This window comes from Rivibacter subsaxonicus (assembly GCF_004217215.1).
Classification (GTDB): Bacteria; Pseudomonadota; Gammaproteobacteria; order Burkholderiales; family Burkholderiaceae_C; genus Rivibacter; species Rivibacter subsaxonicus.
Map to the genome: position 1 here is coordinate 410,975 of NZ_SHKP01000005.1, position 17,365 is coordinate 428,339.

Here is a 17,365-nt window from a genome sequence, read left to right on the forward strand (position 1 = left end):
GACTCAGACCGCCTCGGGGTCCTGGCTGCGGTAGTGGTAGGCGTAGCCGTCGATGAAGCCGAGCGCCGCGTAGATGGCGCGGGCCGGGGCGTTGTCGGCATCGACCTGGAGGTAGGCGCTGCGGGCACCGGCCGCGCGCGCCTCGAGCAGCAGTCGCGTACAGAGCCAGCGTGCGTGGCCGCGGCCGCGATGTGCCGGCGCGGTGTAGACGTCGTAGAGACCGACCAGGTCACCCTCGGTGGCGATCTGCGCGCAGGCCAGCAACTCGCCATCCGCGCCCTTGAGCAGCACGCCGCGGTAGGGCACGGCCGAGCCGCGCAGACGCTCGGCATGCGCCTCGCGTTGAGCCAGCGGCGAGTTGCGCAGGCGCCCGACGGCCTCGGCAAAGCCGCCGTGGCCGGGGCTGTCGAGCGTGCAGCCGGGCGGCAGCGGCAGCGCGGCGAGCGGCGCGGCGCCGAGGTCGGCGCAAACCATGACCCGCGTGTCGTCGAAGCGGCGCCAGCCGCGCAGCGCAAGCAGCGTGTCGAGCACGCGCGGGTGCGAGAAGGGCGTGATGCGCACGATCAGCGGCAACCCGGCCTCGCGGTAGACGGCGCCGATGCGGCCGAGCAGCTGCGCCAGCGGCTCGGACGGCGTGGCGACCGCATTGACGCAGCGTGCCCGCTTGGCCTTGCCGGGCGACAGCCGCACCAGCCAGCCACCGACCAGCCGCTGCGCCGGCGGCGCCGAGGCGTTGAGGCCGGCCTCTTCGACCCGCGCCAGCAACGCCGCGTCCAGCGCAACGCTGGGGGCGGTGGCGGGCGTGGCGGTGGCGTCCATGCCCAAGCTTCTAGCGCATGGTCTCGATGCGCGCCACCATCTCGCGCGCGAAGTCGACGAAAGCCTGCGCCCCCTTGGACGCCGGATCGAACACCACGCCGGGCAGGCCGTAGCTGGGCGCCTCGGCCAGGCGCACGTTGCGCGGGATCACGGTCTCGAAGACCTTGTCGCCGAAATGCGCCTTGAGCTGCTCGCTGACCTGCTGCTGCAGCGTGATGCGCGGATCGAACATCACGCGCAGCAGGCCGATGATCTGCAGATCCTTGTTGAGGTTGGCGTGGACCTGCTTGATGGTGTTGACCAGGTCGCTCAAGCCCTCGAGCGCGAAGTACTCGCACTGCATCGGCACGATCACGCCGTGGGCCGAGGTCAGGCCGTTGAGGGTGAGCATCGACAGGCTCGGCGGGCAATCGATCAGCACGAAGTCGTAGTCGGCCTCGATCTCGGCCAACGCGCCCTTGAGCCGCCGGTCGCGCCGCTCGAGCTCGACCAGTTCGACCTCGGCACCGGCCAGCTCGCGGTTGGCGCCGAGCACGTCGTAGCCGGCCTTCTCGGCGCGGGTGCGGGCCTCGCCGATCGAGGCGCTCTCGAGCAGCACGTCGTAGACGCTGAGCTCCAGCTTCCGCTTGTCGACGCCCGAGCCCATGGTCGCGTTGCCCTGCGGGTCGAGGTCGACCACCAGCACCCGTTGGCCGATCTGCGCCAGCCCGGCTGCCAGGTTGACGGTGGTGGTCGTCTTGCCGACGCCGCCCTTCTGGTTGGCGATGCAGAAGATCTTGGCCATGGATTCAGGATTCGAGAGGCAGCGAGTGGCGAGACGGGGTTGCCGGCGTGGTCGAGACCGCCATCGCCGGGGTCGGTCTCAACAAACATCGAGAAACGGTCACTACAGATTCTCGCGTTGTTTCATCCAGATCAAGCAGCGTTCTGCGTTCAGATTCGGCACGCGGAGCTGTTCCACGTGAAACACGTCGATGTCGGCGGGCAACGCAGCAATTTCCTCCGCCGGATGCTGGCCCTTCATCGCCATCCACACGCCGCCTGGCGCCAGCAACGGCCGGGTCAGCAAGACCAGGTCCGCCAGCGAGGAGAAGGCGCGCGCGGTAATGATCTGCCACGGCAGCGCGTCGAGCGCTTCGACGCGTGCGTGCAACGCCCGCAGATTGGACGCCGGCAACTCGGCCGCGACCTGGCGGATGAAGCTGGCCTTCTTGGCCACCGTGTCCACGCAACTGACCGCCAGTTCCGGGCAGGCGACCGCGATCGTCACCCCCGGCAGGCCGGCGCCGCTGCCGACATCGAGCACCGCTGCGGCCGCGCCGCCCGTGTGGCGGCGCAGCGGCGCGATCACGCTCAGGCTGTCGAGCAGGTGCTGCACCAGCATCTGGGCCGGGTCGCGCACCGCGGTCAGGTTGTAGACCTTGTTCCAGCGCTCGATCAGAGCCAGATGGGCAAGCAGGCGCCGCTGCTGGTCGGCATCCAGCTCCAGGCCGAGGGCGGCCGCGCCCTGCTCCAGCACGCGCTGGAAGTCCGGCGCCGCCGTCATGCGGCTGAGGCGGAAGACGCCTCGTTGGCGGCCTTGTCCGAGGCTGCCGCGAAGCCTTTGAAGCGGCCCTTGCGCAGGTGCACCAGCAGCAAGGAGATCGCCGCCGGCGTCATGCCCGACAGGCGCGAGGCCTGGCCCAGCGTCTCCGGCCGGAAGCGGCTGAGCTTCTGGCGGACCTCGTGGCTAAGCGCCGTGACCTGCGCGTAGTCGAGTTCGGCCGGCAGCCGCAGGTGTTCGTAGTGGGCGGCACGCTCCACTTCCTCGTTCTGCTTGTCGATGTAGCCGGCGTACTTGGCACCGATCTCGACCTGCTCGATCACCGCGTCGGCCAGCGGCTGCCCGAACTCGGCCACCAGCGCTCCGCGTGACACCGCCTGGTCCGGCTTGGCCAGGCTCACGATCTCGGCCACCGCGTCCCAGTGCACCGCCGGGCGCCGCAGCAGGTCGACCAACGCGTACTCGCGCTCCAGCGCCTTGCCCACAAGTCGCTCGGAGTCGGCTGCCGCCACGATCGAAGGATGCACCCAGGTCGAGCGCAGTCTCTCTGTTTCACGTGAAACAGCCTCGCGCTTTCTGCAGAAAGCGCTCCAGCGCACATCGTCGATCAAGCCAATTTCGCGACCAAGCTCGGTCAGCCGCAGGTCGGCGTTGTCCTCGCGCAGCTGCAAGCGGAACTCGGCGCGGCTGGTGAACATGCGGTAGGGCTCGCTGACGCCCTTGGTGATCAGGTCGTCGACCAGCACGCCGAGGTAGGCTTGGTCGCGACGCAGTGCGAAGGCATCGCGCTCGCGTGCCTGCAGTGCCGCGTTGATGCCGGCAAACAGCCCCTGCGCCGCTGCCTCCTCGTAGCCGGTGGTGCCGTTGATCTGGCCGGCAAAGAACAGGCCGCCGATCGCCTTGGTCTCGAAGCTGCTCTTGAGCTCGCGCGGGTCGAAGTAGTCGTACTCGATCGCGTAGCCGGGCCGCAGGATGTGCGCGTTCTCCAGCCCCGGAATCGAACGCACCGCCTCGAGCTGCACGTCGAAGGGCAGCGAGGTCGAGATGCCGTTGGGATAGAACTCGTTGGTCGTCAAGCCCTCGGGCTCGAGGAAGATCTGGTGCGAGTCCTTGTCGGCGAAGCGGTTGACCTTGTCCTCGATGCTCGGGCAGTAGCGCGGGCCGACGCCCTCGATGACGCCGGTGAACATCGGGCTACGGTCGAAGCCGCCGCGGATGATCTCGTGGGTGCGCTCGCTGGTGTGGGTGATCCAGCACGGCACCTGGCGCGGGTGCTGATCGGCCGAGCCCATGAAGCTGAACACCGGCAGCGGACCAACGCCGTTGAGGCCATCGCCCGGCTGCTCGGTGCACTTCGAGAAGTCGATCGTGCGGCCATCCAGGCGCGGCGGCGTGCCGGTCTTGAGCCGGCCTTGCGGCAGCTTGAGCTCCTTCAGCCGTGCCGACAGGCTCACCGCCGGCGGATCGCCGGCGCGGCCGCCGCTGTGGTTCTGCAGCCCGACGTGGATGCGGCCATCGAGAAAGGTGCCGGCGGTCAGCACCACGGTCTTCGCGCGAAAGCGGATGCCGACCTGGGTCACGGCGCCGACCACGTGGTCGCCCTCCACCATCAGGTCATCGACCGCCTGCTGGAACAGCGTCAGATGCGGCTGGTTCTCGAGTCGCCGACGGATCGCCGCCTTGTAGAGGATGCGGTCAGCCTGGGCACGGGTCGCGCGCACCGCCGGACCCTTGGAGCCGTTGAGGATGCGGAACTGGATGCCCGACTCGTCGGTCGCCGCCGCCATCGCCCCGCCCAGCGCATCGACCTCCTTGACCAGATGGCCCTTGCCGATGCCGCCGATCGAGGGGTTGCAGCTCATCTGGCCGAGCGTCTCGATGTTGTGCGTCAGCAGCAGCGTCTCGCAACCCATGCGCGCAGCGGCGAGCGCGGCCTCGGTGCCGGCGTGGCCGCCGCCGACCACGATCACGTCGAACTGCTTGGGAAAGAGCATGGGAGCCTCGCTGAAAGGAGCTGGTGCCGACGCGGTCGGCGTGCGGCAACAAGCCCCGCACCGCGAAAAGCCTTGAATTTTAGGTTCTATGCCGTGCCGCGTCTTGGCCGGCGGCCCAAGGCCGGAGCCTCCCGCGCCAGCCGGCGACAATCACCGCATGTCTGTCTCCTGCCGATCCGGCTGCGGCGCCTGCTGCATCGCGCCGTCGATCTCTACGCCGCTGCCCGGCCATCCCTTCGGCAAGCCGGCCGGCGAGCGCTGCGCGCAGCTCGACGCGTCGATGCGCTGCCGGCTGTTCGGCAAGCCGGAACGGCCCGCCGTCTGCGGCTCGCTGCAGCCCTCGGCCGAGATGTGCGGCCCGGATCGGGCGCACGCCATGCGCTGGCTCGGCGCACTCGAACGGGCGACCCGACCTTCTTCATCTGCCCAAGCAGAAACAACGTTGTGAGTGATAACTTCTCTTTGGAAGGCCGCCGAATATTGATCACCGGCGCCGGGCGCGGGCTGGGACTGGCGATCGCGAAGGCCGCTGCCGCGGCCGGCGCCGAGATCTGGCTGAACGGCCGCGACCGTGACGCGCTGGAGGCCGCCGCGCGCGGCATCACGGGCGCACGCACCCTGCCCTTCGACATCGCCGATCCGGCCGCAGTCGACGCGGCGTTCGCGACGCTCGCCGAACTTCCCGGCGGCCTGCATGGCCTGGTCAACAACGTCGGGCAGCGCGACCGGCGCCCGCTCGACGCCTTCACGCTCGAAGAGGTGCGACGCCTGCTCGACGTCAACCTTGTTGCGCCCTTCGACCTGGCGCGCCGCGCCGCGCGGCTGATGGACGCCGGCGGGCGGATCGTCAATATCAGTTCGATTGCGGGCCAGATCGCGCGCGACGGCGACCCGGTCTACACCGCCAGCAAGGGCGGGCTCGACGCGCTGACGCGGGCGCTGGCGGCCGAGTTCGGCGCCCGTGGCATCACGGTCAACGCGATCGCGCCCGGCTTCTTTGCCACCGAGACCAACGCCGCCATCAACGCCGACCCGCGCACCCACGAGTGGCTGTCGCAGCGCACCTCGCTCGGCCGCGCCGGCGCACCGCACGAGGTGGCGGGCGCAGCGGTCTTCCTGCTGTCGCAGGCGGCCAGCTACATCACCGGCCACACGCTGGCCGTCGACGGCGGCTACCTAGCGCACTTCTGAGGACAGCGCCGGGCGCCGCCGCAGGCGCGCCAGCCGGCCGCGCAGGCCCGGGTGGTCCCAGTACTTGTCGAAGAAGTAGTGCAGCACCGTGTTGACCAGCGGCTCGACGAAGGTGATCGCGCCGGCAATGGCGAGATTGCCGGTCAGCAGGTAGCCCACCGTGAACGAGACGGCGAGGTGCATGACGCCAAAGCTTGCGGTCTTGGCCAAGAACGGCCCCCTTGTTGAGAATGATTCTCAATAGTGTGAGGATTTGCGGCGCCGGGCCAATCGGCGCGTTCAATGACGTCGATCGAGCGCGGCGCGGCCCGCGGCTAGTGCAGAACGGCCGCCTGCGGCGCTTCGCCCGGCGCGGCCTCGGGCACCGCGGTCTCGGCCGGCGCGGCGGCCCGCAACAGGCGCACGTCCTGCTCGATGCGGCCGCCCTGCAACACGATCATGCGGTCGGCCGAGGCGATGGTCTCGGGCCGATGTGCCACGACGATGCGCGTGATCGAGAGCTCGCGGATCGCCTCGTTGACCTGGCGTTCGCGGTCGACGTCGAGTGCGCTGGTGGCCTCGTCGAGCAGCAGGATCTGCGGCTGCTTGTACAGCGCGCGCGCGAGCAGGATGCGCTGGCGCTGGCCGCCCGAGAGGCTGGCGCCGAGATCGCCGACCAGCGTGTGATAACCCATCGGCAGCGCGGCGATCTCGTCGTGCACCGCGGCGCGCCGGGCGCAGGCCTCGATCCACGCCATGTCGGGTTGCGGGTCGAAGAAGCCGATGTTGTCGGCGATCGAACCGGTGAACAGCGGATCGTCCTGCATCACGGTGCCGACCTGGTCGCGCCACTCGCGCATGCCGGCCGGGCCCAGCACCCGGCCACCGACGCGGATCTGGCCGTCCGAGGGCGCATGCACCCCGAGCAGCAGCTTCATCAGCGTGGTCTTGCCGCAACCCGAGGCGCCGACGATCGCGACCGATTCGCCCGGCTCGATCGCGAAGCTGCAGCCCTTGAGCACCCAGGGCTCGCCGTCGGCGTAGCGAAAGCTCATGCCCTCGACCTCGATGCCCAGCGGCGGCCGGTTGGTGGCGTCGACCATCGACGGCAGCGCCGCCGGCTCGGGCTCGGCGAGCACGATGTCGGCCAGCCGCTCGCACTGCAGGCGCAGCATCTTGAGCTCGACCGCCTTATCGATCAGCGCCGAGCAGCGCTGCGCGAACTGCTCCTTGTAGGCGAGGAACGCGAACAGCATGCCGACCGAAAACTGCTGATCCATCACGAGCAGCGCGCCGACCCAGACCACCGCCACCCGCTCGAGGCCGAACAACGTCTTGTGCAGCACGCCCATTGCCAGCTCGAGCTTGCGCGCGCCGAGTTGCGCGTTCATCGCGTCGACCACCAGGTTCATGAAGCGCGCCTGGCGATCGGCTTCGCGGTTGTGCAGCTTGATGGCCGTCACGCCGCGCAGCGACTCCAGGAAATGCGAGGCGCTCTTGGCGTCGTGGACGATCGCCTCCTCGGTGGCACGCTTCTGCGGTGCATAGAAGGCCGCGCGCAGCAATGCATAGACCGCCACCGCCGCCAGCGCGATCAGCGCCAGCGTCGGGCTGTAGATCCACATCACCGCCAGCGTCACCACCACCAGCAGGCCGTCGAGCAGCGCCTCGATGAAGCTGGTGGTCAGCGTCTGCTGGATCTTCTGCACCGCGCCGAAGCGCGACATCACGTCGCCCGCGTGTCGCTTCTCGAACCAGGCCACCGGCAGCCGCAGCAGGTGGGCGAAGACATTGCCCATCCACTGCAAGTTGAGCGTGCTGGAGAGATGCAGCACGGCCCACGAGCGCAGCGCGCCACTGGCCACCTGCAGCAGCACCAGGCCGCCGAAGCCGATGCCGAGCGTGACCAGCAGGTCGCGATCCGCACTGACCAGCGCGCCGTCGACCACCCATTGCAGGAAGAACGGGCTGAGCAGCAGGAAGGCCTCGAGCGCCAGCGCCAGCAGGAAGATCTGGAACAGCGAGCGCTTGAGCCCGCTGACCTGGCCGAGCAGCTGAGTCAGCGAGACGGATTGCTTCTCGGTGCGCGGGCTGAAGTCGGCCGCCGGAGACAGCTCCAGCACGACGCCGGTGAAGTGGCGCGACAACTCGGCCAGCGCGATCTTGCGCACGCCGCGCGCCGGATCGTGGATCACCGCGTGGTCGCGCCCGACCGAGGCCAGCACGACGAAGTGGTTCAGGTCCCAGTGCAGGATGCAGGGAGTGCGCAGCTGGGCCAGGTGGCTCATCTCGGCGCGCAGCGGGCGCGACTGCAGCTGCAGCTCGCCGCCGATGCGAACCAGGTCGGCCATCGTCATGCCCTTGAGCGAGACCGAAAAGCGCTGGCGCAGCGTGGCCAGGTCGATGCGGTGGCCGTGATGCGCGGCCACCATCGCCAGGCAGGCGAGGCCGCACTCGGCGGCCTCGGTCTGCAGCACCATCGGCAGGCGGTTCAGGCCCAGGCCGGTGCGCAATTGCGCTAGCGGTTCGAACATCGGATCAGCTCAAGCATCAGACACGCCCGGCCAGGCCAAGCACCGGCTCGAACAGCCATTCGATCAGCCGCCGCCGGTCGAGCAGCACGTCGGCATCGACCGCCATGCCGGGCGACAGGGTCTGCGGCTGGCCATAGGCAGCGACGGTCTGCTGGTCGAGCGCAACCGTGATGCGATAGAGCGGCTCGCCGGCGGTGTCGCCGCGCGCCGCACTGCCGAGCGCAGCCACTTCGGCTGGCGCCAGCGGCGTGCGCGCCACCTCGAGCACCCGGCCCTGCTGCAGGCCGAACTTCTGGTACGGATAGGCCGGGTAGCGCAGCTGCACTTTCTGCTCTGGCCGGACGAAGCCGAGCGCGCTCGACGGCGCGTAGAGGTGCGCCTGCAGGCTGGCGTTGGCGGGCAACACGGTCGCCAGCGCCGCGCCGGCAGCGATGTTCTGCCCCGGCTGGGCCGTCACCGCGCTCAGCACGCCATCGGTCGGCGCGCGCACCACCAGCCGCTGGCGCGCCGAGCTCTCGGCTCCCTGCTGGGACAGCTCGGCCAGTTCGCGCTCGAGTTCGCCCTGGCGAACCTGGGCCTGCAGCGGCAGCTCGCGCCGCTGTGCCTCGACCGCGCCGATCTCGCGCTGCTGCGTGGCGTGCTGGCGCTCGAGCGCCTGGGTCTGGGCCTGCAGGCCCAGCAGCTCTTCGTTCTTGAGCTGTACCTGGGCCGGCGAAATGAAGTTGTCTTTCTGCAACGACTCGAGCCGTGCCAGCGACTGCCGCGCCAGCACCAGGCGCTGGCGGTGCAGGTCGATCTCGGCGCCGATCTGCGCGAGCTCGCGCCGCATGTCGGCCAGGCGGCGATCCAGCGCCGCGCTTTGTTCCTGCGACAGCAGGCTGTGCTGTGCCAGCGAGCCCTGCAGGCTGCGTTCGCGGGTGGCAAGCGATCGCTGCACGCCGTCCTGCGCATCGCCGGTGGCGGTGCTGCGGTCGACCGAGAGCACGAACAGCGGCTCACCGGCCTTGACCAGCTGGCCCTCGCTGGCATGGCGTTCGACCACCGTGCCGGCCTCGGTCGGCGTGAGCCGGATCAGGCCGCGGTCCGGCGCCAGCCAGCCGCTGACGCGCGCCTTGCGGGTGTACTCACCCAGATACAGGTAGGCCCCGACCGCCACCGCCGCTGCCACCGCCGCCGCGGTCAGGACCGTCAGCGACAGGGGGCGAATCAGATGGATCGGTCCAAGCCAGGCTTCGCGCTGGGCGTCTAGGGATTCGGGGCGGAACATTGATCAACCAAACGGCAGAACCTGCCGCCGGCACTCATTCCGCGACGGCTTACCAGCCGGTACGCGGCGAATCGGTAGCGCCCGCCGTACCGCCGCCAACTCGCTTGAGGAGGTCGGCATCGAGCATCTTCGGAGCATCTGCTGCCTGCTGCGCATGGGGCTTGTTGGATTGCGCCAGCTTCTTCGACTGGGACAGGGCGCGGTGGGCAAGCTTGAACATGGAAGGCTCCTGATGGGCTGGTTGCGATTGCGTGCAGCAATTCAATCAGCCCCCCCTCAAAGTGGGTACTGTCAGGTCTTACAGGTTCCGGCCCACCGTCAACGGATCAGTCCGAGCCGGAGAGCCTTCAGGACGGCTTGGTGCTTGTTCGTCGCGTCGAGTTTGTGCATCGCGTTGTTGATGTGCAGCACAGCCGTTCGCTCACTGATGCCCAGAATGGCCCCAACCTCCCAAGCGGTCTTTCCTTCCATGGTCCAGCGGAGGGTCTCGAGCTCACGCGGCGTCAGACGCGGCCGCTCGGCCTCGATCACATCGGGTATCAACAGTCGCAGCGCCGTGTCTTGTGCATACACAGCGAACAGTTGGAGGTCAGCGACCATTCGAGAGACCTCAAACGGCTGGCGCGGCAATCCCTCTGCTCGGTCGACCCCGATAACAAAGTGACGCGCGTCGGGCAGGTGCAACGCAAGGCAAATGCCCGTGTTGTAGCCAAACTGGGCCTGCTGCTCCCACATGGGGCCGAGGCTCTTGCTCGTGTACGTGCCCTGGTCCCAGATGATCGGGACACTGTGGCGCTTCACGTGCTGCATGACGGGGTCAATCTTGGCCCCCTCTCGATCGTCGGTGAACTCAATGAACGCTGACGGAGCGTTGTGGACCGAAAAGAACTCCGCGCTCGTGCCGGGTTGGTCGACCACGGCCGTCGCTGTCACCGTTTCGAACCCCAAGTTCTGCGCAAAGCGCACCACCTCCCCGCGAAACTCATCGCGAGTCTTCGCTTCAAGGACGGAGGTGTAACTGGCAGGCAGCATTTGGTTTCTAAATTCTCGACGATCGCGGCCCTTTGCCAACGGGCGGCGCCTCTAGACGCCGCATCGGGTCGGCTCCAAGGCCACAGCCCGATCCTCTCCCACGTTTCACAGACCCCCCCCTGACAGCTCTTACAGGTCTGACAGAGCTTACAGATGCCATCGTGATTTCCGTCGCTCAGACTGAGCCCCATCCCTCGCGCGGCGTACCGGCCGCAAGGGCTCCAGATCAACTCACGACGAAGGCTGTGTCATGTCGAACTTCATCCAACAAACGCCTGCCTGGACGGTCGTCGCCTGGCGTCCGCAATTGTGTCAGGCACGCTCCGCGCCCAAGTTGCAGTTCACGCACCTGGGCACCACCGTGCAGCGCAGCTTCGATGCCGACGCGCCGCGCAGCGGCCAGACGGTCTGGGGTCTGACAGGCGCCGACAGCCAGACCGAAGGCCCGGCCGGCGTGGCCTGGGACTGGATCGAGATCACGCAGGGCGTGGTGGCGATCGCCGACCCGATGGCGATGATCACCAACCTGCGCCTGATCGGCGCCCACGGCGAGGTGCTGACCGCGCCCGAGGCGGCACTGCACCTCAACGAGCTGGTCCATGCGTTGCCGTGGCAGGACGAGGTCCAGCGCGCCATGAGCAACGGCTTCAGCCCGACCATTCACTGAGCGAGGTCCGTCGACCGTCCACCGCGGCCGGTCGCGCCTGCACGCGCGTCGGTCGACGGTCACCGCCGCCAGCCTCAGGCCTTCGCCGCCGCCGCGCGCAGACGGCCGGCGATGAAGGCCAGGCTCGCCGCGGTGAGCAGCGCGGCGACCGCCAGCGGCAGTAGCAGCTCGAACGCGCCGAGTGCTTCGCCGCGCAGCACGCGGTTCATCAGCGTGCTTTGCGCGAGCGCGGGCACCGCCAGGAACCAGCGCTGCTCGCCGCCCTGGTTGAACACGGTGACCAGCGGCAGCAATGACGCGGCCAGGATGACGATGGTGTTGTTGGCCTGCGCTTCCTTGAAGCTCTTGCAGCGGATCGCCACGGCCATCATCAGCGCCGACAGCGCGGCCGCCAGCGGCACCAGCACCATCAAGAAGGCCGCGGCCTCGCGCAGCCCGAACTGGAACAGCGAGCGCAGCGTCTCGCTGGCGATGAGCCACTGCGCCGGCAGGAAGCTCAGGACCGACAGCAGCGCGATGCCCATCGCCAGCGATGCGACCGCGCCCCACTTGCCGAGCGTGATCGCCAGCGGCGAGGCCGGCGTGGCCAGCAGCGGCTCGAGCGAGCCGCGCTCGCGCTCGCCAGCGGTGGTGTCGAGCGCAGCGCCCAGCGCGCCGTAGAGCACCGCCATGATCACGAAGAAGGGCAGCATGCCGGTGAACTGCGCGGCCCGGCTCTGGTTGCTGGCCAGGTCGCGCTCGTGCAGCGTGCTGACCTGCAACACCGAGGTGCTGACGCCGCGCAGCGCCAGCGCGAGCATGCCGCGCTCGCGGTTGAAGCCATCGACCAGACGCTCCACGCGACGGGTGCCGGCCTCGGCCTGGCGGTTGGCGCTGTCGCTCACCAGTTCCAGCTCCGGCATCTCGCCGCGCGCAAGGAGCCCCTCGAAGTCCCGGGGCACCACCAGCACCGGATCGCCCAGGCGCGACTTGCGCAGTTGCTCTTCGTAGTCGGCCGGTGCCGGCTCGATCGTCACGCTCTGGCGCTCGATGAAGTTGGCCAGCGTCGGCGCGTGCTCGATGCCGACCGCCACCACCACGCGTCGCTCGGCGCGGGTCTCTAGCGACGACACCAGGCCCGACAGCAGCACCAGCACCAGCGGCCCCATCGCCACCGAGCTGACCAGCACCACCGCCAGCGTACGACGGTCGCGCAACGCGTCCACGAGTTCCTTCTTCAGCACCGACCAGGCGCCGGCCAGGCGTGAGCGTCGGGCCGCGTTCATGCCGCCACCTCCGCGTTCAGTTCCTCGGCAAACGCCAGCTTCACGAAGGCCTCCTCGAAGTCGCTCTCGCCGGCGCGCTCGCACAGCGCCGGCACGGTGCCGCTGGCCACCGTGCGGCCGTGGGCGATGATCACCACCTCGTCGCAGAGGCGCTCGACCTCCTGCATGATGTGACTCGACAGCACCACGCACTTGGCGCCGCCCGCAGGGCTCGCCAGGTGATGCAGCACCTCGCGCAGTGCACGCGTCGAGAGCACGTCGAGTCCGTTGGTCGGCTCGTCGAGGATGATGTTGTCGGGGTCGTGGACCAGCGCGCGCGCGAGCGCGGTCTTCATGCGTTCACCCTGGCTGAAGCCCTCGGTGCGGCGCTCCAGTAGCGGCCGCATGTCAAGCACCTCGGCCAGCGTTTCGGCGCGCGCGTGGGCGGCGTCGCGACCCAGGCCGTGCAGCGCCGCGTGGTAGACGATGTTCTCGCGCGCCGTGAGCCGCGGATAGAGCCCGCGCGCGTCGCCCAGCACGCCCATGCGCGCCAGCGCCGCCGCCGGATCGCTCGCGACGTCGAGGCCATCGACCTCGATGCGCCCGGCGTCCGGCACCACCAGCCCGGCCACCATGCGCAGCGTGGTGGTCTTGCCGGCGCCGTTGGGGCCGAGCAGGCCGGTGATGCGGCCGTTGCCCGCCTCGAAGCTCACCTGCTCGACCGCCACCACTTCGCGCGCGGCGCCACCGGCGCCGGCGAAACCCCAGCGCCGCTTGGTGGCGGCTGCGCGGAAGCGCTTGCCGAGTTGTTCGACGCGGATCATCGGGCGGCTCCGGTGGTGGTCGCCGCCGGACTCAGCGGGTCGGGTGGGATGAAGGGCAGCGGCGGCGGAATCCGCTTGATGCAGCTCGCGTCCAGATCGAGTGCCGCCGCGCTCGACTCGTCGTCAATGAAGCGATGCAGCAGGTCGCGTGTACAGCCTTGCGCCATCAGGCCATGGCCGGCCGCGGGCACGACGACGTGTCTGGCGTTGGCGCCGAGCGCCTTGGCCATGCGCTCGCCATGGCGCGGCGGCGTGACCGGATCGAGGCCGCCGCTGAGCAGCAGCACCGGCACCGGACTCGGCGCCACCGTGTAGAACGCCGGCGCCACGGCACCGCGCGGCCATTGCGCGCAAAGCGCGCGATAGGGCTGCAGGAAGGCGTCGCCGATCATCGACGGCGGCGCGGCCGCGGGCTTGGCTGCTGCGCCCTCGACCTGCGGCCAGTCCTCGGCGCAGATCACCGAGAAATGCTGGCCCTCGGCCAGGCGCGTCGCCGCGCTGCCCTGGCCCACCGAGGCCAGGCCGAACAGCGGCTCGTAGCGCGCGCTCGCGGCGGCCCCCAGCGCCTCGGGCAGGGCCGCGGCCAGCGCCGGCGCGTAAAGCGGTCCGCGCAGCGCGGACAACAGGGCTTCGCGAGTCATCGTCAACGAGCTCGACACGCCGTTGACCGGATCGGTCACCACGGCGCTTTGAGGCAGCGCGTCGAGCCGGGCCTTGAAGCGCTGGCCCAGGTCGGGGTGGCGCGCCTTGCAGGCGGCGTCGCTCGCGCAGGCCGCGAGCGTTGCGTCGAGCGCGGCCTGCGCGTCCTCGGCCATCACCAGCGGCAGCGCCATGTCGGGCGGCGCTACGCCGTCGAGCACCAGGCGCCGCACCTGCTGCGGAAACAGCCGCAGGTACTCGAGCCCGGCGCGCGTGCCGTAGCTGCCGCCGACCAGGTTGATGCGTTCGGCGCCGAGCGCAGCGCGCACCGCGTCGAGGTCGGCCATCGCGATCGTGGTCGTGTACTGGCGCAGGTCGCCGTGCGGCAGCTTCTGCAGGCGGGCGCGGCAGTCCTCGAGCCGGCGGATGCCTTCGGCCAGGTCGATGCGCCGCGCCAGCGGCAGACGTTCGCTCTCGCTGTCGCACAGCAGCGGCGCGCTGCGACCGGTGCCGCGCTGGTCGACGAATACCAGGTCGCGCCGGTTCGACAGACGCGAGAACAGGTTGGCCAAGTCCGGCGCCAGCGCGATCGCGCTCTGGCCCGGCCCGCCGGCCAGGAAAAACACCGGGTCGGGCGCCTTGCGCCGGGCGGTGGCCGGAATCACGACGTAGTGCAGCTCGATCTGCGGGCCTTCGGCGCGCGCCGGGTCGAGTGCGCGCTTGACGCTGCCGCACAGCGCCTCGTGGCGCAGGCCCTCGATGCGGCAAGGGGTTGGCGAAAGGCTGGTGGTGGCGTTGGCGCTCAGCGCCAGGGGCAGCAGGGCCACCGGGGCCCAGCGACGAAGAAGATTTCTCATGCGGCGGCATTCTGCGGGCGCCGGCAGCACCCGCCCCCCGGTGGCAACGCGCGATCAGCGCAGGAAAGCGTCATAGCCCGTCTTCAGGATCAGCGCTGAGACCACGACGATGAACGCAGCACGCACGAAGCCGGCGCCATGCTTGAGCGCGAGCCGGGTGCCGATCAGGCTGCCGATCACATTGGCCACCGCCATCACCAGCGCCAGGTGCCACCACACGTGGCCGGTCAGCGCGAAGGTCAGCAGCGCTGCGAGGTTGGTCGCGGTGTTGAGCAGCTTGGCGCTGGCCGAGGCATGCAGGAAGTCGTAGCCGAGCAGTCGCACGAACAGGAAGACGAGGAAACTGCCGGTGCCTGGGCCGAAGAAGCCGTCGTAGAAGCCGATCACGACGCCGATCGCGCTGGCGACCAGGGCCTCGCGCGATCCCTGCCAGCGCGGCACGTGGGCCCGGCCCAGGTCCTTGCGCACCAGCGTGTAGACCAGCACCGCGGCCAGCACGAAGGGCAGTGCGCGGCGCAGGCCGGAGCCGTCGACCTGGGTCACGGTCCACGCGCCGAGCGCGCTGCCAACCAGCGCCGCGGCCGCGGCCGGCAGCAAGGCGCTCCACTTGAGCGTGACGCGGCGCGCGAACTGCACCGTGGCCCAGGCGGTGCCCCAGACCGCGGCGCCCTTGTTGGTACCGAACAGCGTTGCCGGCGGCGCGTTGGGAAAGGCGCTGAACAGCGCCGGCACGAGGATCAGGCCGCCGCCGCCGACGATCGCGTCGATGGTGCCGGCCAGCAGCGAGGCCAGCGTGACGAAGACCAGGTCGAAGGACATCGGACGGGAGCAAATGCGAGCGGCAAAGAAAAAGGCGCCGGGGATACCGGCGCCTTCAGCATCCGTCGCTGGTTTGCAGCGAGCATGCCCTCGTTTCCTTGTCGCGACCTGTACACCCCGGCACGCGCGGAACGCTTGTCTCCTCAGTCCCCCGCCAGGGCGGACCGGAGTCCGCCGCGAGTGGCGCGACTGTAGGGGCCGGCCCGCGCTGGTGCATCGGTACTTTCCTGCACCAAGCTGGCGCGTTTGCGTCGCGTCAGCTTCACGCGAAGTCGGCCGCGATCCACGCGGCCGCCTTCTCCGCGACCATCAGTGTCGGGCTGTTGGTGTTACCGCTGGTGATGGTCGGCATCACGCTGGCATCGACCACGCGCAGGCCGCGAATCGCGCCACCAGGCCCGCGCACGCGCAGCCGCGCGTCGACCACGGCCTGCGGGTCATCGGTGCGGCCCATGCGGCAGGTGCCGACCGGATGGAAGATCGTGGTCGCGATGTCGCCGGCCAGCCGCGCCAGCTCTTCGTCGGTCTGGAACTGAAGGCCCGGCCGGTACTCCTCCGGGCTGAACTTCGCCAGCGCCGGCTGGGCAACGATGCGGCGCGTCACGCGCAGGCTCTCGGCCGCGACCTTGCGGTCCTCGGCGGTCGAGAGGTAGTTCGGCGCGATCGCCGGCGCATCCTCGGCCCGGCCGCTGCGGATCCGCACCGAGCCGCGCGACGTCGGGTTGAGGTTGCAGACGCTGGCGGTGAAGGCGTCGAAGCCGTGCAGCGGCTCGCCAAAGGCGTCGAGACTGAGCGGCTGCACGTGGTACTCGAGGTCGGGCCATTCCAGCTCGGGCCTGCTGCGCGTGAAGGCACCGAGCTGCGAGGGCGCCATGCTCATCGGTCCGCTGCGCGTCAGCGCGTACTCGAGCCCGATGCGCGCCTTGCCGAGCAGCGAGGCGGCCAGCGTGTTGAGCGTGCGCGCGCCCTGCACCTTGAACACGGCGCGGATCTGCAGGTGATCCTGCAGGTTCTCGCCGACGCCGGGCAGTTCGTGCAGCAGCTCGACGCCGGCACCGCGCAGCGCCTCGGCGCCACCGATGCCGGACAGCTGCAGCAATTGCGGCGAGCCGATCGCGCCGGCGGCCAGGATGACCTCGGCGGCGGCGCCGACGGTCTCGACGCCGCCCGGCGTGCGCACCCGCACGCCACTGCAGCGCAGGCCGCCATCGCCGTCGCGCTCGAACAGCAGACGCTCGACCTGGGCCCCGGTCCAGAGTTCGAAGTTCGGGCGGCCGTAGCAGGCCGGGCGTAGGAAGGCCTTGGCCGTGTTCCAGCGCCAGCCGGCGCGCTGGTTGACCTCGAAATAGCCCACGCCCTCGTTGCTGCCGCGGTTGAAGTCGTCGGTGGCCGGGATGCCGGCCTGCTGCGCGGCCTGCGAGAACGCGTCGAGGATGTCCCAGCGCAGGCGCTGCTTCTCGATGCGCCACTCGCCGCCATGGCCGTGGAAGCGTCGGAAGCCGGCATCCGCGGCCTCGCTCGCGTCACCGCGCCAATGGTCCTCGTGACGCTTGAAGAACGGCAGGCAGGCGTCCCAGCGCCAGGCATCGTCGCCGGTGATTTGCGCCCATTGCTCGTAGTCGCGCGACTGGCCTCGCATGTAGATCATGCCGTTGATGCTCGAGCAGCCGCCGAGCACCTTGCCGCGCGGATAGCGCAGGCTGCGGCCGTTGAGCCCGGCGTCGGGCTCGGTGTTGAACATCCAGTCGGTGCGCGGGTTGCCGATGCAGTGCAGATAGCCGACCGGAATGTGGATCCAGTGGTAGTCGTCCTTGCCGCCGGCCTCGATCAGCAGCACGCGCTTGCGCGGGTTGGCGCTCAGGCGGTTGGCGAGCAGGCAGCCGGCGGTGCCGGCGCCGATGATGACGAAGTCGAAACCCGGGATGGCGGCAGTCATCCGCCGAGACTAGCAGCCAC

General features: G+C 69.8%; 17 protein-coding genes. 3 read left to right on the forward strand and 14 right to left on the reverse strand.

Annotated elements, in window-relative coordinates; genetic code table 11:
• Positions 1 to 3 precede the first annotated feature (3 nt).
• From EV670_RS07905 to mnmG, 4 genes are all read right to left on the reverse strand, one after another.
• Complete coding sequence (locus tag EV670_RS07905) at positions 4 to 819, reverse strand: GNAT family N-acetyltransferase (RefSeq protein ID WP_130431294.1); 816 nt, start codon at positions 817 to 819, stop codon at positions 4 to 6.
• Between the two features lie 10 nt (positions 820 to 829).
• Positions 830 to 1,603: a ParA family protein gene (locus EV670_RS07910; RefSeq protein ID WP_130431295.1), complete on the reverse strand. Its 774-nt coding sequence runs from the start codon at positions 1,601 to 1,603 to the stop codon at positions 830 to 832.
• Positions 1,604 to 1,705: 102 nt separating this feature from the next.
• Positions 1,706 to 2,365: a 16S rRNA (guanine(527)-N(7))-methyltransferase RsmG gene (gene rsmG, locus EV670_RS07915; protein WP_130431296.1), complete on the reverse strand. Its 660-nt coding sequence runs from the start codon at positions 2,363 to 2,365 to the stop codon at positions 1,706 to 1,708.
• Entirely contained in the window at positions 2,362 to 4,356 is a 1,995-nt protein-coding gene (gene mnmG / locus EV670_RS07920; protein WP_130431297.1) for a tRNA uridine-5-carboxymethylaminomethyl(34) synthesis enzyme MnmG, read from the reverse strand. The genes rsmG and mnmG overlap by 4 nt, the downstream gene beginning before the upstream one ends.
• 157 nt (positions 4,357 to 4,513) lie before the next feature.
• Between mnmG and EV670_RS18815 the strand changes: the two genes are divergently transcribed.
• On the forward strand, positions 4,514 to 4,804 hold the full coding sequence (locus EV670_RS18815) for a YkgJ family cysteine cluster protein (RefSeq protein WP_242616877.1): 291 nt from the start codon (positions 4,514 to 4,516) through the stop codon (positions 4,802 to 4,804).
• On the forward strand, positions 4,801 to 5,547 hold the full coding sequence (locus tag EV670_RS07925; RefSeq protein ID WP_341274604.1) for an SDR family oxidoreductase: 747 nt from the start codon (positions 4,801 to 4,803) through the stop codon (positions 5,545 to 5,547). The genes EV670_RS18815 and EV670_RS07925 overlap by 4 nt, the downstream gene beginning before the upstream one ends.
• On the opposite strand, the gene EV670_RS07930 is transcribed toward EV670_RS07925, so the two are convergent.
• From EV670_RS07930 to EV670_RS07945, 5 genes are all read right to left on the reverse strand, one after another.
• Positions 5,533 to 5,757, reverse strand: a complete 225-nt coding sequence (locus EV670_RS07930) for a DUF2061 domain-containing protein (RefSeq protein ID WP_130431298.1) — start codon at positions 5,755 to 5,757, stop codon at positions 5,533 to 5,535. The genes EV670_RS07925 and EV670_RS07930 overlap by 15 nt on opposite strands.
• A 104-nt stretch (positions 5,758 to 5,861) precedes the next feature.
• The gene (locus EV670_RS07935) at positions 5,862 to 8,060 is read right to left on the reverse strand and encodes a peptidase domain-containing ABC transporter (RefSeq protein WP_130431299.1); all 2,199 of its coding nucleotides are present in this window, start codon (positions 8,058 to 8,060) and stop codon (positions 5,862 to 5,864) included.
• 16 nt (positions 8,061 to 8,076) lie between these two features.
• On the reverse strand, positions 8,077 to 9,327 hold the full coding sequence (locus EV670_RS07940) for an HlyD family secretion protein (protein WP_130431300.1): 1,251 nt from the start codon (positions 9,325 to 9,327) through the stop codon (positions 8,077 to 8,079).
• 49 nt (positions 9,328 to 9,376) lie between these two features.
• Complete coding sequence (locus EV670_RS18655) at positions 9,377 to 9,547, reverse strand: hypothetical protein (protein WP_165393266.1); 171 nt, start codon at positions 9,545 to 9,547, stop codon at positions 9,377 to 9,379.
• 98 nt (positions 9,548 to 9,645) lie between these two features.
• Positions 9,646 to 10,359, reverse strand: coding sequence for a helix-turn-helix transcriptional regulator (locus tag EV670_RS07945; protein ID WP_130431301.1), 714 nt, complete (start codon positions 10,357 to 10,359; stop codon positions 9,646 to 9,648).
• A gap of 250 nt (positions 10,360 to 10,609) precedes the next feature.
• Between EV670_RS07945 and EV670_RS07950 the strand changes: the two genes are divergently transcribed.
• A complete protein-coding gene (locus tag EV670_RS07950; RefSeq protein ID WP_130431302.1) occupies positions 10,610 to 11,026 on the forward strand; it encodes a hypothetical protein in 417 nt (138 codons plus the stop codon).
• A gap of 74 nt (positions 11,027 to 11,100) precedes the next feature.
• Here EV670_RS07950 and EV670_RS07955 read toward each other — a convergent pair whose 3' ends face one another.
• The 5 genes from EV670_RS07955 to EV670_RS07975 form a co-directional block, all read right to left on the reverse strand.
• Positions 11,101 to 12,291, reverse strand: a complete 1,191-nt coding sequence (locus EV670_RS07955) for an ABC transporter permease (protein ID WP_130431303.1) — start codon at positions 12,289 to 12,291, stop codon at positions 11,101 to 11,103.
• Positions 12,288 to 13,094, reverse strand: coding sequence for an ABC transporter ATP-binding protein (locus EV670_RS07960; RefSeq protein ID WP_130431304.1), 807 nt, complete (start codon positions 13,092 to 13,094; stop codon positions 12,288 to 12,290). The genes EV670_RS07955 and EV670_RS07960 overlap by 4 nt, the downstream gene beginning before the upstream one ends.
• On the reverse strand, positions 13,091 to 14,590 hold the full coding sequence (locus EV670_RS07965; RefSeq protein ID WP_130431305.1) for an alpha/beta hydrolase: 1,500 nt from the start codon (positions 14,588 to 14,590) through the stop codon (positions 13,091 to 13,093). The genes EV670_RS07960 and EV670_RS07965 overlap by 4 nt, the downstream gene beginning before the upstream one ends.
• Positions 14,591 to 14,644: 54 nt before the next feature.
• The gene (locus EV670_RS07970) at positions 14,645 to 15,409 is read right to left on the reverse strand and encodes a TSUP family transporter (protein ID WP_130431306.1); all 765 of its coding nucleotides are present in this window, start codon (positions 15,407 to 15,409) and stop codon (positions 14,645 to 14,647) included.
• Between the two features lie 262 nt (positions 15,410 to 15,671).
• Positions 15,672 to 17,345, reverse strand: coding sequence for a GMC family oxidoreductase (locus tag EV670_RS07975; protein WP_130431307.1), 1,674 nt, complete (start codon positions 17,343 to 17,345; stop codon positions 15,672 to 15,674).
• Positions 17,346 to 17,365 lie beyond the last annotated feature (20 nt).

Bases quoted from the DNA above. Each gene is read 5' to 3' on its own strand.
- EV670_RS07905 (WP_130431294.1), bottom strand. From the start codon at position 819: ATGGACGCCACCGCCACGCCCGCCACCGCCCCCAGCGTTGCGCTGGAC.
- EV670_RS07910 (WP_130431295.1), bottom strand. From the start codon at position 1,603: ATGGCCAAGATCTTCTGCATCGCCAACCAGAAGGGCGGCGTCGGCAAG.
- rsmG (WP_130431296.1), bottom strand. From the start codon at position 2,365: ATGACGGCGGCGCCGGACTTCCAGCGCGTGCTGGAGCAGGGCGCGGCC.
- mnmG (WP_130431297.1), bottom strand. From the start codon at position 4,356: ATGCTCTTTCCCAAGCAGTTCGACGTGATCGTGGTCGGCGGCGGCCAC.
- EV670_RS18815 (WP_242616877.1), top strand. From the start codon at position 4,514: ATGTCTGTCTCCTGCCGATCCGGCTGCGGCGCCTGCTGCATCGCGCCG.
- EV670_RS07935 (WP_130431299.1), bottom strand. From the start codon at position 8,060: ATGTTCGAACCGCTAGCGCAATTGCGCACCGGCCTGGGCCTGAACCGC.
- EV670_RS07940 (WP_130431300.1), bottom strand. From the start codon at position 9,327: ATGTTCCGCCCCGAATCCCTAGACGCCCAGCGCGAAGCCTGGCTTGGA.
- EV670_RS18655 (WP_165393266.1), bottom strand. From the start codon at position 9,547: ATGTTCAAGCTTGCCCACCGCGCCCTGTCCCAGTCGAAGAAGCTGGCG.
- EV670_RS07945 (WP_130431301.1), bottom strand. From the start codon at position 10,359: ATGCTGCCTGCCAGTTACACCTCCGTCCTTGAAGCGAAGACTCGCGAT.
- EV670_RS07950 (WP_130431302.1), top strand. From the start codon at position 10,610: ATGTCGAACTTCATCCAACAAACGCCTGCCTGGACGGTCGTCGCCTGG.
- EV670_RS07955 (WP_130431303.1), bottom strand. From the start codon at position 12,291: ATGAACGCGGCCCGACGCTCACGCCTGGCCGGCGCCTGGTCGGTGCTG.
- EV670_RS07960 (WP_130431304.1), bottom strand. From the start codon at position 13,094: ATGATCCGCGTCGAACAACTCGGCAAGCGCTTCCGCGCAGCCGCCACC.
- EV670_RS07965 (WP_130431305.1), bottom strand. From the start codon at position 14,590: ATGAGAAATCTTCTTCGTCGCTGGGCCCCGGTGGCCCTGCTGCCCCTG.
- EV670_RS07970 (WP_130431306.1), bottom strand. From the start codon at position 15,409: ATGTCCTTCGACCTGGTCTTCGTCACGCTGGCCTCGCTGCTGGCCGGC.
- EV670_RS07975 (WP_130431307.1), bottom strand. From the start codon at position 17,345: ATGACTGCCGCCATCCCGGGTTTCGACTTCGTCATCATCGGCGCCGGC.